The following is a 13292-nucleotide window of genomic DNA, read 5'->3' on the forward strand; positions in this document are numbered from 1 at the left end:
AACTCAAAGTTAATTTGAAGTTTGTGTCATCTAAAGATCGCCGCATGAAGCGCATCCTCCTCCGGTCGGGAAAGAGTCCCTACGACGTCGTCGCCATCGAGGAGGCCCTGCACCGGGACGTCATCGCCACCAACTCGGGCAACCTGATCTTCAGCGATGCCGCCCACAAGATCCTTGAGGCGCCGGGCGCCGAGGTCGTCTCGAACGGCATACCCTCCGACGTCTCCGCCGCCGCACGCATCAACGAGGAGTACGACGCCTTCGTCGTTCCGCTCGCCAACGCCTTCCGGCCCTCCTTCGAGAGCGCGTTGAAACGGATGACCCGGCTGATCTCGAAGCTGAGGATCCCGGTGGTCGTGCTGGGCGTCGGCGCGCAGACCGGGGTGAGCTACAACCCGGAACGGCTCAAGCGGATGGAGCCGACCGTGCGGGAGTTCTGCGCGGCCGTGCTGGAGCGCAGTGCGTCGATCGGCGTGCGGGGCGAGTTCACCGAGCAGTACCTGCGGGACATGGGCTTCAAGGACGTCGAGGTCATCGGCTGCCCTTCGCTGTTCATGTACGGGGAGCGGCTCACGGTGGACAAGAAGGCGCTGGAGCTGACACCGCAGTCGCGGATCGCGATCAACGGCTCGCACAGCGCCGTACGCGCGCAGGGCCTGGGCCGGATCATCACGCGCACCCACGAGCGCTATCCGCATCTGCGTTTCGTCGGCCAGAACCTCAGTGACGCACGGCAGTTGCACTGGCGGGACCTGTCGGATCCGAACTCCGCGGTGACCGGGATGCCGACGCACCCGGACCATCCGATGTTCCGCGAGGACAAGGTGCGGGTCTACGTCGACCCGTTCACCTGGATCAACGATCTGCGCTCCTTCGACTTCTCCTTCGGTTCGCGCATCCACGGCAACATCGCGGCGCTGCTGGCCGGCACGCCGGCCACCGTGCTGTGCGGTGACTCGCGGACGCTGGAACTGTGCCGTTACTTCGAGATCCCGCACCGGCGGCTGGACCAGGCGGTGAAGCACCCCGAGTCGGCGGATCCGGCGAAGCTGTACGCGGAGGCCGACTTCGGCGGACTGGTCGGCGGCCACCGGGAGCGTTTCGAACGGTTCACCGGGTTCCTCGACAAGAACGGGCTGGAGAACACCTTCACGCACGGCGACGGCGGCGCGGCCTTCGAGGAGCGGATGCGGACACTGGCGTTCCCGCCGGGAATCCGCCCCTGGAACGACGCGGACGTCGCCTCGCTCACCTCGCGGTTCGGCTGGCTGCACAACCGTATCGACGAACTGTCCCTGGACAACGCCCGACTGGAGAAGGAGCTCGGGCGTGCCGGGGCCCGCGCCGGCAAGGCGGCCGCCGCGCCGCCGGCCTCGGTCTACCGGCGGGCCCGGCGAGCCGTGGGCAGGCCGATCCGCCGGGCACTGGGGTCGGGCGGATAGCCGCCCGACCGGTTCAGGCGGCCGCTGCCTTCACGTCCCGGGTCGGCAGCGACCGGCGCAGTTTGCGCAGCGCGCGCCGCAGGAAGGTGTTGGCGGCCTCCTCGCGGTAGCCCTGGACAGCGCGGGCCTCGCGGGGTTCGGCGAGGTAGACCCAGTCGGGGAGGCCGGCCGCCTTGGAACGGAAGTGCGGGTAGCCGAGGTAGACGCAGGTGCCGCGCTTCTCCAGGACCGGGGTGGGCTCCTTCTTGGCCTGTACGAACTCGATGACGTCCGGGAGGAGTTCGGTGCGCCGGACGGCGACCAGGTGCAGCTGGAGCCGCTCGTGGACCCTGAGGCGGCGGGCCACCTCGGGGTTCCAGTAAGCGTCCATCAGAGGCCTGGCGAGTTCCAGTTTGTGCTGCCGCACCTCGTCGGTGTCCTTGAGGAACTTGGGGCCGAACTGCGGAAGCAGCGTGACCTTGAACGGCCGGACCATGAGGCTGTCGCGCCGCGGCCCGGGCGGGACCATTTCGGCGATCAGGTTCATCAGAGCGCGCGCGGAGTCGAAGCGGAGGGTGTAGCTGCCGCTCTTGGTGACGTGTTTGCCGTCCTCGCGGCCGACGAGGTAGTAGCAGGGGTAGTCGGCGACCACGGAGACGCCGTCGGCGCGCAGGTAGGCCTCCATGGTGAACAGCGCGTCCTCGCCGGTCCACAGGGACTCGTCGAACCGCATGCCGTGCCGTTCCAGCAGGGTGCGGCGGAAGAGTTTCTGCGCGCTGAGCGCGAACTTGATGTTGGAGGAGAAGACGTCGGTGCGGCCGAGGGTCTTGCCCCACATCGACTGCGGTCCTTTGCGGTTGATCCCCTCGACCTTCCCGAGGACCACGTCGGTGCCGTTCGTGTCGGCCATGGCGACCATGCGTTCCAGGGCCTCGTCGCCGAGACGGTCGTCGGCGTCCAGGAAGAACACGTAGCGGCCGGCCGCCTTGGCAAGGCCGACGTTGCGCGGGCCGCTGGGGCCGCCGGAGTTCGCCTGGCGGATGACGATCACCGTCATGGCGGCGCGGGCCGCGAACTCCTCCAGGCACTCCCCCGTGCCGTCGGTGGAGCCGTCGTCGACAGCGATGACCTCCACGCGTGCCGGGTCGAGGGTCTGGCGCTCCACGGAGGCCAGGCACTCGACCAGGTACGGCATCGCTTCGTACGCCCCGATGATCACGGTCACATCAGGCTGCGCAACGACGGTCACGTTTCCCCCTAGTCAATGGTGCGTTCCCCCTGCGTCACCTCGATCGCAACGTCTTAGATGACTGATCGACGCGACTGGTTGCCTTCGAGTACGCACTCAGTGGCCCAGCTCACATGACGAACGGACAGCCGGGTGGTGTACAGCGGGTTACACCGGACAGTACGGGCGCGCGGTAAGAGACGCTCAACCCGGACGGCGAAGCATAGGTAAGAAGAAGGCCACGCATTGCTAAGCAGAGGTAAGAAGAAGGCCCCGTAAAGCCGGAACGGGCCCGGTCCAGGTGGGAAACCCCCTGGACCGGGCCCGTTCGCGGTCTTGGCGAGCGTCCGGCGCGGGTGTCAGCCGGCGGCCGCGCCCTCCGCCTCGCCAGCGGTCGTCCGGGGCTTTCCGCCGGGCAGCGCCTCGGCGAGTTCGGCCGCCTCGGGGTCACCGGCCGCGATCCGGGCCTCCTGGCCGAGGTTGCGCGCCTCGGCCTTGCGGGCGAGAGCCGCCACGGCGCCGTTGAACTGGTCGATGGAGGTCGGCTCGTCCGGCCCGAGCAGGTAGTGCTTGAGCTCCTCCCGGTCCGCCGCCAGCGGATCGGCCGACGGGTCGCGTACGGCGTCCAGCAGGCCGCCGAGTTCCTTGGCGCTGTTGGAGAGGATCACGGCGGCGCGCACGGCGGTGTTCGCCCGCTTGAACTCCTCCGCGCCGACGCCGGCGGAGTCGGTGACGGCGTACGGCTTGCCGCTCGCGATGAAGTCGGAGACCACGCTGGAGATGTCGGAGACCATCGCGTCGGAGACGTTGAAGCAGTCGTACAGCCGGGGTTCTGCGCCGGTGATGACGGCGTGCTGGTACGACGGCAGGGCCTGCCAGTAGAAGTCGTTCCAGTCGGCGCGCAGCCGGGCGATCTCCTCGTACTTCTTTAGGTCGGCGACGTCGTCCCGGCTGGCCTCGGCCTCGTCGCGCTTGTCGTCGGCGGTGCCTGCCAGTTCGGTCAGGCGGGCCTCGATACGGGCCAGCTCGGCCTTCGCCGCCGTCTGGGCGGCCGTGTCGGCCGTGAAGCGGGCATCGGCGGCCCGGGCGGTGGCGGCCTTCTCCACGAGGGCGGTGACGCGCCGGTGGGCGGCGCCGGCCTCGGCGCTGACGGTGCCGGTGAAGGGGTGCGGCTTGTACAGGACACGGACCGGCGGGTCGGCCTTGACCAGCTTCTTCACGATGTTCTCGCCGGCGAGTACGAGGGAGGTGTTGCCGGGGTCGCCGTCCCAGCCCTCCCAGGTGGGCGCGTAGAGCACGGTGGGGATACGGCCGTCGGGGACGCCCTGCCACCTCTGGATGGGGGCGAGCTGGGGACGGCCGACCTCGACGATGTCGTCGTCGCGGACGCCGACGTCAGCGATGGCATAGCGGTCGCGGCCCGCGCGGCCCGCGGTCCACACCTCGTCGTACGCCTTGCTGAAGGGGTTGACGCTGGCCAGCTTGTCGCTGTCGCCGTGGCCGATGAAGACGTGCTTCATCGTGGGGACGCGCAGCAGGTGGATGTTCTTGCCGACGTTGGCAGCGTAAAGGGCGACGCGGACCGTGGAGAGATCCATGTTCATCAGGTGCACGCCGCCGGGCACGCAGATGACGGGGGCGGTGGTCGGGGCGAGGTTCTGCAGGATGACCCGCTCGCGCAGCAGGATCAGCGGGCGGGACTCCAGCTGTTCCATGGTCTCCAGCCACATGTTGACCTGGTAGGCGGAGTCCTTGGAACCGGAGAAGTACAGCACGGTCCCGGGCTGGTACTCGGCCAGCCAGTCGTCGACGGCGGCCAGCACGGTGTCGGCGTCCGGCGGGGTCTTGCGGCCGCGCACGTACGGCATCAGCACCAGGACGTACAGGGAGCCCAGGGCGAGGGTGATGCCGACGCCGACGAACCCGGCGACCGCGCTGTTGGTGATCGCGGAGACCAGCAGGCCGACGACGGCCGCGAGGTCGAGGTGGAGCATCTTCTCGGCGGAGCGGTCGAGCAGACCGAGCGGCGGGGCGTCGGGGATGTGGATGCGGGACTTCAGGTCGACGTTGCGGGTGGCCACCGGCATCCGGCGGCGGTTGCGGATCAGGGTGACCAGTGCGCCGTGCGGGGCCTGCAGGCCGTAGAAGGCGATGAAGCAGGCGATCGCGCCGTAGAAGATCAAGCGGTTCGAGAGGTCCATCCGGGCCAGCAGCAGGATCAGCAGCAGCTGCCGGATCAGGAAGCGGATCGACAGACCGGCCCGGACCTTGCTCAGGCGGTTGACGAGGTAGCTGCCTTTGCGGTGCAGGTAGTGGTCCGCGAGGTATGTGACGGCGGCCGCGGCCGCGAAGGCGTACACGCTCGGTACGAGTGCGGCGACCATGAGGACCGGGAAGCCCAGCATCATGAGTGCCGCCGCGGCCAGCTCGGCCGCGCTGCCCACCCGGGCGACGCGAATAGCGGTGGATATCACGGAGAACCTTTTGCTGACAAAAAGGCCGGAATTTGACCTTGCGGACGATCTGGCGGTGGTCGATCTGGGTTTTTACGGCTTCAGGCCCCTGTGAATGATCCGCGAACGCGCAACCACAGAGGCCTGAATTACAGATGTCTAATGACTGTTGATTATGCCACGCCGTCCTGTCGGTCCAGGACACTGGCCAGGGCCTGCTCGAAGCCGGAGGCCTGGCCGGCGGCCGCCGTCGGGTCCTGCTGGCGGACGTCGATGACATGGCCGGTGAGTTCGGAGAGCAGTACGTCGAGAGAGGTACGGGCGACGGCCTCGGAGGAGAGCAGGGAGCCCGCCGGCTCCTGGCCGAACGCCTTGGTGCGCATCGGGGTGGCGGTCCGCTCGGGGTTGATGCAGTTGACGCGGACGGCGTCGCCGGCCCACTCGTCGGACAGGGCCTGGGTGAGGTTCACCATGGCGGCCTTGGTGGAGGAGTAGAGGCTGTACTCGGCGCGGCCGCGGGTGTAGCTGCTGGAAGTGTAGAGCAGCAGCTGGCCCTCGGTCTCGGCGAGGTACTTGTAGCTGGAGCGGGCGATCTGCACCGGGGCCAGGTAGTTGACCTTCAGCGCCTCCTCGATGGTGGCGTTGTCGGTCTCGGCGAGCTTGCCGATGCGCAGCACGCCCGCGGTGTTGACGACGTAGTCGATGCGGCCGGTCTCGGCGTACGCCTTGGAGAGCGCGTCGTCGACCTCCTCCGGGTTCTCCACGTGGGTGCCGGTGGTGGAGCGGCCGAGGGCGTAGACGTTCGCGCCGTAGGACTCGGCGAGTTCGGCGATGTCCTTGCCGATGCCGTACGAGCCGCCGAAGATCACCATGGTCTTGCCGGTGAGGAGTGCGCGGTAGTCGTCCTCGCCGTTCTGCTCGGGGGCGGCGGCGGAGGCCAGCTGGAAGAGCTTGTCGGCGATGAAGACGTCGACGGGCTGGGTGACCTTCATGTTGTACTCGTCGCCGGCGACGACATGGATCGGCACGTCGGGCAGGTACTTGAGGACGACGGAGCAGTCGTCGGTGGCCTGGAAGTTGGGGTCGCCGGCGGCGACCTCGTAGGCCCGCCTGATCGTGGACAGCTTGAACGCCTGGGGGGTCTGGCCGCGGCGCAGCCGGGAGCGGTCCGGGATCTCGGTGATGAACTCGCCGTCCTCGCCGTGGGTGCGGGTGACGATGATGGTGTCGGCGGAGGGGATGGCGACGTCGACGGCCTGGTAGCGCTCCAGTGCGGTCACGCAGTCGTCGATGACGCGTTGTGAGAGCAGGGGGCGTACGGCGTCGTGGAAGAGGACGTTGCGGTCCTCGCCCTCGGCAAGGCCCTCGCCGAGCGCCCGGATGGCGCGCTCGGTGGTCTCGTTCCGCGTGTTGCCGCCCTCGATGATCTTCGTGACCTTGGTGAGCCCGGCCTTGGCGACGATCTTCTCGACGTCCGCGACGTAGCCCGGCGCCATCAGCACGATGATGTCGTCGATCGAGCCGGCCTTCTCGAAGGTGGCCAGGGTGTGCTCGATGACGGCCTTGCCTGCGATCTTCAGCAGCTGCTTCGGTATCGACAGACCCACCCGCTGGCCGGTGCCACCGGCCAGGATCACTGCGGTGGTTCGGGGCTTGGCTATGTGCTGGGACACAGGTGACCTACCTTGGGGCATCAGGGAACCAGGAAATGGTCCCACTTCCGGTTACCGCTGTGCAAGGTGAGCGCCGTCCGCTGCATATGTGCCCGCAACCTTTCATTCACCTTGCATCGCTGGTGATGGGCGTCGCCCGTCGGGCCACGGCAAGAGTTCCGTGAATTTGCTGTGAGTAACTGCACAGTACATTTTGATTGCTGTGCGTGACGAAGCACACGTCTCAGCAGCGCTACGCCGTGCTACAGGGACGGCTTAGGTGAGCTAAGCCGTCCGCCCATGCCCGGCCTCCCGGCACCTCACCGCCGGCGCAGCTTCTTCAGACATCGGCGCCCCAGGACCCGTACGAGCTCCTTCGACGACGTCTGGTGCACGGTGCGCGCCTTCGCCTCGGCGGTGTGGCGTACCGGTACCGCGGCCGCCGCGGCGAGCGCGCCGTAGAGCGCCTGGGCGGCGACCTCCGGGGCGATGCGGGCTTCGGCGGCGGGCGGTCCCGGCTGCGCGGGGATGGCGGGCAGGGCGTGGAGCAGGGCGGGGTCCCCGATGACACGGACGCCCAGGGCGCCGATGTGTTCCGCCATCTCGGCGCCGATCCGACCCGCGGCCTCGACGGCCCAGGCGGGTGTGGAGATCCGCACGTCGGCGGTGGTGGGGCTGCACGAGTTCTTCATATGCATGACGGCGCCGTTGCGGACGAGCTTGGAATACAGCTCGTCGGGGAGCCCATTGCCGCGGAATTCGACGTTGAGTTTTCGCAGCATTTCGGTCTCGGCGAGGGTGAGGGAGCGGTTCGCCGTGTCCGGGACGGGCCGGAGGAGATTTCCGGGGAGTCCGAGGAGGGCTTCGAAAGTGCGCATGAGGCCGTCGCGGTCCCGGTCGTCGACCACGACGACGGTGACCCGGTCGGCGCCGGCCGCGCGGACCCAGCGTTCGACGAGGCGGTCATGCCGGTGCCGGTGCCAGAAGCTGGGGTTGGGCTTCTCGTAGGGGGCCTTGCGGAGCATGTGCTCCAGCCAGTCCTCGTAGCCCATGCGCAGTCCGTTCTGCACGTACTGCTGCCATTGCGAGGGCATGATCCTGGCGAGCGGGCGGAGGGTGACGAGGACGTGGACGCGGTCGCCGCCGAGCTGTTCGACGATGCGGGCGACGGTCTCGTCGTCGGGGGCGTCGGCGAAGAACTCGCTGCTGATCACCGAGGTGCGCGGGCCGGTTGCCTCGACCCGCTTGAGCAGGTTCGTCCAGTGCTTCTCGGTGGGCGCGGTGTCGCCCATCATCGCAGGCCGGGCGCAGGCCGCGAGGGCGGCTTCCATAGGGTGCCGGGTGGTCGCCGGGAACTCCACGCCATGTTCGGGCAGCTTGTCCCTGGCGGCGAACAGGGCACCCTGGATGGCCGTGGTGCCCGTCTTGTGCGGGCCGATGTGCAGCAGGCGGGTACCGACGGGCAGGGCGGGTAGGGCGGCAAGCGGACCGGTGGGGCTCGTGGGGCCTGTGGCGTCGTGGTTCACCGGTGCTTCGCCTCTCGTGCAGTCCGTCTCCATGGTTAACGTAAGGTAAGACGTTTACCTTAAGTTCACCTGAGAGGAGCCTGGGGCACAGATGAGTGCCAGGCTCCCGTTCCACAGACTTGACCTTCGGCGCGCCCGGTTCGTACGTCACACGACCTGTACACCCGGTTCATCCGTCCCGGCGCGCAGGGTGGCGAGGGTGCTCCCGGCCGCCTGGCTGGTGACCTGGGCGCTGCGGAACTCCGGAAGCTCCAACGGCCGCACGGTCCGTCCGCAGAACGCAATGCGTGCGCGGACAACCAGCCAGGCAGCAGAAGGCCCGTTGCGGCCGGGAGCGAGTCCCGGCCGCAACGGGCCTGACGGGCCTGACGGGCCTGACGCGTTGTGACGGCAGATCGGCGAACCCCGGGGACCCTGGACCGGGGAAGCCGACGGCCTTACGGCCTTACTCGAACGGGTCGAAGTCGCCGTGCTTCCCCAGGGACTCGTCCCGTTCCGCCTCCCGGTCGCGGCGGCGCTGCACGGCGGGCCGCTGCTCCTCGAAGCGGTGGTCCTCGCCGCGGCGGCCGAGCATCTCGGCGCCGGACATCATGGACGGTTCCCAGTCGAAGACGACGGCGTTGTCCTCGGGACCGATGGCGACGCCGTCGCCGGCCCGGGCGCCCGCCTTCATCAACTGCTCCTCCACGCCGAGGCGGTTGAGGCGGTCGGCGAGGTAGCCGACGGCCTCGTCGTTGTTGAAGTCGGTCTGGCGTACCCAGCGTTCGGGCTTCTCGCCGCGCACCCGGAAGAGGCCGGCGTCCTCCTGGGTGACGGTGAAGCCGGCGTCGTCCACGGCCTTGGGCCGGATGACGATCCGGGTCGCCTCTTCCTTGGGCTTGGCCGCGCGGGCCTGGCCGACCAGCTCGCCGAGCGCGAACGACAGTTCGCGCAGGCCCAGGTGGGCGACCGCGGACACCTCGAAGACGCGGTAGCCGCGAGCCTCCAGGTCGGGGCGGACCATCCCGGCGAGGTCCTTGCCGTCGGGGACGTCGATCTTGTTGAGGACGACGATCCGGGGCCGGTCGCCGAGGCCGCCGTACTGCTTGAGCTCCTCCTCGATGACGTCGAGGTCGGAGACGGGGTCGCGCTCGGACTCCAGGGTCGCGGTGTCCAGGACGTGCACGAGGACGCTGCACCGCTCGACGTGGCGCAGGAACTCCAGGCCGAGGCCCCTGCCCTGGCTGGCGCCGGGGATCAGCCCGGGCACGTCGGCGATGGTGTAGACGGTGGAACCGGCGGTCACCACGCCGAGGTTGGGGACCAGGGTGGTGAACGGGTAGTCGGCGATCTTCGGCTTGGCGGCGGACAGCACGGAGATCAGCGAGGACTTGCCGGCGCTCGGGTAGCCGACGAGGGCCACGTCGGCGACGGTCTTCAGCTCCAGGACGATGTCCTGGAGGTCGCCGGGCTCGCCGAGCAGCGCGAAGCCGGGGGCCTTGCGGCGGGCGCTGGCGAGGGCCGCGTTGCCGAGTCCGCCGCGGCCGCCCTGGGCGGCGACGTAGGAGGTGCCGTGGCCGACGAGGTCGGCGAGGACGTTGCCGGCCTTGTCCAGCACCACCGTGCCGTCGGGCACCGGCAGGACGAGGTCCTGGCCGTCCTTGCCGGCCCGGTTGCCGCCCTCGCCGGGCTTGCCGTTGGTGGCCTTGCGGTGCGGGGAGTGGTGGTACTCGAGGAGAGTCGTCACCGACTGGTCGACGGTCAGGATGACGTCGCCGCCGCGGCCGCCGTTGCCGCCGTCGGGGCCGCCGAGCGGCTTGAACTTCTCCCGGTGCACGGAGGCGCAGCCGTGGCCTCCGTTACCCGCGGCGATGTGCAGCTCGACGCGGTCCACGAAGGTGGTCATGGTGCAGTGCCTCCATTTGCTTACGGGGTAATACCAATGTCAACACGCGAAAGGCGGACCCGCCTTCCCGATCGGGAAGTGAGGTCCGCCTCGCGAAACGTTCGGTCTGAAGCCCAGGATCAAGGCCTGGACGAAGCTCAGGCGACCGGAACGATGTTCACGACCTTGCGGCCACGGTGGGTGCCGAACTGCACCGAGCCGGCCTGCAGCGCGAACAGCGTGTCGTCGCCGCCGCGGCCGACGCCCGCACCCGGGTGGAAGTGGGTGCCGCGCTGACGGACCAGGATCTCGCCCGCGTTGACGACCTGACCGCCGAAGCGCTTCACGCCGAGGCGCTGAGCGTTGGAGTCACGACCGTTACGGGTGGACGATGCGCCCTTCTTGTGTGCCATCTCTCCTCAGTCCCTTACTTCGCAGCCGCGGGGATCTCAGTGACCTTGATCGCCGTGTACTGCTGGCGGTGGCCCTGACGACGGCGGTAGCCGGTCTTGTTCTTGTAGCGCAGAATGTCGATCTTCTGGCCCTTGTGGTGGTCCACGACCTCGGCCTGGACCTTGATGCCGGCCAGCACCCACGGGTCGCTGGTCACAGCGTCGCCGTCGACGACGAGCAGGGTCGAGAGCTCGACCGTGTCGCCAACCTTGGCGGTGGAAATCTTGTCAACCTCAACGATGTCGCCGACAGCAACCTTGTGCTGGCGACCACCGCTGCGCACGATGGCGTACACGCGGATCTCACTCTCTCGCTCGGGAACGGCACCCCCGCAGTCCAGCCGCCCGGCGAACGCGGGCCGCCTCTCCGGAACACCCTGTGCTCCGGAGGAAGAGGTTTACGGGGATGTGGCGCGTCCTCATATCCATGGACACGCCGACGGTCAAGGTTACAGGTCGGTGGCCGAGGGGGTCAAACCGGGCCCGCGCCGATCTCCGCGACAAACCCTCCCGCGGGCCCGGTCGACCCTGTAAAGCGCCTGCGGTTACTCTGTGAGCCCAGTCGCGCCAGCTGGTCACCGACTGTACACGGATCATTCATGTCCCAGTCAGCTTCCGAAACCTGGAGCCAGGTACCAGAGATGTCGATCAAGGTGAGCGTCATCATCCCGGTCTACAACCCGGGAAAGTACATCCAGCCCTGCATCGACTCCCTGTTGAGGCAGACACTTCCGTCGAGCGAATTCGAGGTCCTGTTCGTCGACGACGGATCGACCGACGAGAGTCCTGCCGAACTGGATGCCCTCGCCGAGAAGCACCCGCATTTCCGGGTGATCCACATACCGAACTCAGGCTGGCCCGGGAAGCCGAGGAACATCGGCGTGGGCGAGGCGAAGGGCGAGTACGTCCAGTTCGTCGACCAGGACGACTACCTCGCCTCCGACGCCCTGCGCCGGCTGTACGAGATGGGGCACCGCAACGGTTCGGACATCGTCATCGGCAAGGTGGCCAGCAACTTCCGGGGCGTACCGCACGGCGTCTTCAAGACGGACCGCGAGAAGTGCACCATCCATGACGCGCCGCTGTACGACAGCCTCACCCCGCACAAGATGTTCCGCGCGGAGTTCCTGCGGGAGAACAAGATCGCCTATCCCGAGGGCAAGCGGCGCCTGGAGGACCAGCTGTACATGATGGAGGCGTATTTCCCCGCCAAGGTCGTCTCCATTCTCGGCAGCTACACCTGCTATTACTACTCGAAGCGTGACGACGGGAAGAACGCGGGTTCCGCGAGGATCATCCCGGCGGGGTACTACGGAAATCTCCGTGAGGTGCTCGACGTCGTCGTCGCCAACACCGAGCCCGGGGAGTTCCGCGACCTCCTGCTACGCCGTTTCTACCGGGTGGAGATGCTCGGACGGCTCAGCGAGCCCAACGTCCTCAACTACGACGAGGCCTACCTCGGCGAGATGCTCGCGGCCGTGCGGCCGCTGGCCGAGGAGTTCATGGGCGAGGGCGTGCACGAGGGGCTCGGCGCCCTCACCCGCGTCCGCTCGACGCTGCTGCGCCGCGACGACGGCGAGGGCCTGCTGCGGTTCGCCCGCTTCGGGCGCTCCATCAAGGGGGCGACCCGGCTGGAGAAGGCCGAGTGGCAGTCCGACGGCAAGCTCGCCGTCACCCTCAGTGGCCGGCTGGTGCACGGCGACGACGCCGAACCGGTCCGCCTGCTGCGCCGCGACGGCCGCGTCTACCTGCACCCCGAGCTGACCGAGGACGTGCTGGGGGCCGGCGAACTGGTCGACGTCACGGACGAGATGGACCAGTTCAAGGCCGAGATGTCGCTGCGCAACCGCGAGACGGCCGTCGAGTGGCCGTGCGCGGCCGAGTTCACCTCGCATGTGGAGGACCTCGGCGACGGTGTCTGCGAGGTCGTCCTGCGCGGCAGCGGCGTGGTCAGCCCCCAGGGCGTGAAGGGCCGCGGCCCGGTCTCCAAGGGCTTCTGGGACGTCTGGATCAGCGTCCGGGGCCTCGGTCTGGTCCGCAAGACCCGGCTCGGCGCCGACCGCGTGGCCGGCGTGGAGAAGGAGCTGCGCCCCGCGCTGCTCGGCTCGCCCGCCCGCCCGGTCATCCCGTACTTCACCGACCCGCACGGCAACCTCACCCTGGACGTCGCCCGCCGCAGCAAGAAGCTGGCGCCCTACCTGGAGAACCGCCCCGTGCAGCGGATGCCGGGCAACCGTCCGGAGCTGCGCCTGGACGTGTTCACCCGCCCGAAGACCGCGCCCAGCAGGACGGAGCTGGTGCTCAGCTCGCAGGACGGCGGCCGTACGCACGTGCTGCCCGCTGAGATCCGCAACGTGGCCGGCCGCGCCCACATCGCCGTTCCCGCGCGCGCGACCTCGGTTCCCGCCGGCAGCTGGAGCCTCGCGGCCCGGCTGGACGGCGAGAAGGATCCGGCCCTGCCGCTGTGCGGCGTGACCGTCAGGAGCAACGGGCGGCTGCGGCTCGACGACGGCCTTCCCGTGGTGGATCCCGAGCTCGTGCGCGCGACACTGTCCAACCGCCGCAAGGCGACCCTGCGGCGCCGGCTGCGCGCCGTCGGCGGTCCGGTGGTGCGCAGGCTGCCCGCGCCGGCCCGCAAGAAGCTGCGCGGCCTGGCGGCGATGCTGACCGGCTGATCCGCCAGGCCCACCACGGAC

9 protein-coding genes are annotated in these 13292 nt (G+C 68.8%); 2 read left to right on the forward strand and 7 right to left on the reverse strand.

Annotated elements, in window-relative coordinates; all coding sequences use genetic code 11:
* The first annotated feature begins 44 nt into the window (after positions 1 to 44).
* The gene (locus LQ326_RS23650; RefSeq protein WP_372496933.1) at positions 45 to 1442 is read left to right on the forward strand and encodes a polysaccharide pyruvyl transferase family protein; all 1398 of its coding nucleotides are present in this window, start codon (positions 45 to 47) and stop codon (positions 1440 to 1442) included.
* Positions 1443 to 1455: 13 nt separating this feature from the next.
* Here LQ326_RS23650 and LQ326_RS23655 read toward each other — a convergent pair whose 3' ends face one another.
* The 7 genes from LQ326_RS23655 to rplU all read right to left on the reverse strand — a co-directional run bounded on the left by LQ326_RS23655 (position 1456) and on the right by rplU (position 10892).
* A complete protein-coding gene (locus LQ326_RS23655) occupies positions 1456 to 2616 on the reverse strand; it encodes a glycosyltransferase family 2 protein (RefSeq protein ID WP_234539541.1) in 1161 nt (386 codons plus the stop codon).
* 392 nt (positions 2617 to 3008) lie between these two features.
* Entirely contained in the window at positions 3009 to 5123 is a 2115-nt protein-coding gene (locus tag LQ326_RS23660) for a CDP-glycerol glycerophosphotransferase family protein (protein ID WP_234539490.1), read from the reverse strand.
* A gap of 152 nt (positions 5124 to 5275) precedes the next feature.
* The gene (locus LQ326_RS23665) at positions 5276 to 6775 is read right to left on the reverse strand and encodes a bifunctional cytidylyltransferase/SDR family oxidoreductase (protein ID WP_234539491.1); all 1500 of its coding nucleotides are present in this window, start codon (positions 6773 to 6775) and stop codon (positions 5276 to 5278) included.
* Positions 6776 to 7074: 299 nt separating this feature from the next.
* Positions 7075 to 8313 (reverse strand): hypothetical protein, encoded by a 1239-nt coding sequence (locus LQ326_RS23670; protein WP_234539493.1) that lies wholly within the window; start codon positions 8311 to 8313, stop codon positions 7075 to 7077.
* A 412-nt stretch (positions 8314 to 8725) separates the two neighbouring features.
* Entirely contained in the window at positions 8726 to 10165 is a 1440-nt protein-coding gene (gene obgE / locus LQ326_RS23675) for a GTPase ObgE (protein ID WP_234539495.1), read from the reverse strand.
* A 137-nt stretch (positions 10166 to 10302) separates the two neighbouring features.
* Positions 10303 to 10557: a 50S ribosomal protein L27 gene (gene rpmA, locus LQ326_RS23680; protein WP_010041940.1), complete on the reverse strand. Its 255-nt coding sequence runs from the start codon at positions 10555 to 10557 to the stop codon at positions 10303 to 10305.
* A gap of 14 nt (positions 10558 to 10571) precedes the next feature.
* A complete protein-coding gene (gene rplU, locus LQ326_RS23685) occupies positions 10572 to 10892 on the reverse strand; it encodes a 50S ribosomal protein L21 (RefSeq protein WP_004931419.1) in 321 nt (106 codons plus the stop codon).
* Positions 10893 to 11237: 345 nt separating this feature from the next.
* On the opposite strand from rplU, the gene LQ326_RS23690 reads away from it, so the two are divergent.
* The gene (locus LQ326_RS23690; RefSeq protein WP_234539497.1) at positions 11238 to 13271 is read left to right on the forward strand and encodes a glycosyltransferase family 2 protein; all 2034 of its coding nucleotides are present in this window, start codon (positions 11238 to 11240) and stop codon (positions 13269 to 13271) included.
* Positions 13272 to 13292 lie beyond the last annotated feature (21 nt).

Source organism: Streptomyces shenzhenensis, from assembly GCF_021462265.1.
GTDB lineage: Bacteria > Actinomycetota > Actinomycetes > Streptomycetales > Streptomycetaceae > Streptomyces > Streptomyces shenzhenensis.

Excerpts from the sequence above, each read along its gene's own strand:
- LQ326_RS23650 (WP_372496933.1), top strand. The coding sequence starts at position 45 with ATGAAGCGCATCCTCCTCCGGTCGGGAAAGAGTCCCTACGACGTCGTC.
- LQ326_RS23655 (WP_234539541.1), bottom strand. The coding sequence starts at position 2,616 with ATGCCGTACCTGGTCGAGTGCCTGGCCTCCGTGGAGCGCCAGACCCTC.
- LQ326_RS23670 (WP_234539493.1), bottom strand. The coding sequence starts at position 8,313 with ATGGAGACGGACTGCACGAGAGGCGAAGCACCGGTGAACCACGACGCC.
- obgE (WP_234539495.1), bottom strand. The coding sequence starts at position 10,165 with ATGACCACCTTCGTGGACCGCGTCGAGCTGCACATCGCCGCGGGTAAC.
- rpmA (WP_010041940.1), bottom strand. The coding sequence starts at position 10,557 with ATGGCACACAAGAAGGGCGCATCGTCCACCCGTAACGGTCGTGACTCC.
- LQ326_RS23690 (WP_234539497.1), top strand. The coding sequence starts at position 11,238 with ATGTCGATCAAGGTGAGCGTCATCATCCCGGTCTACAACCCGGGAAAG.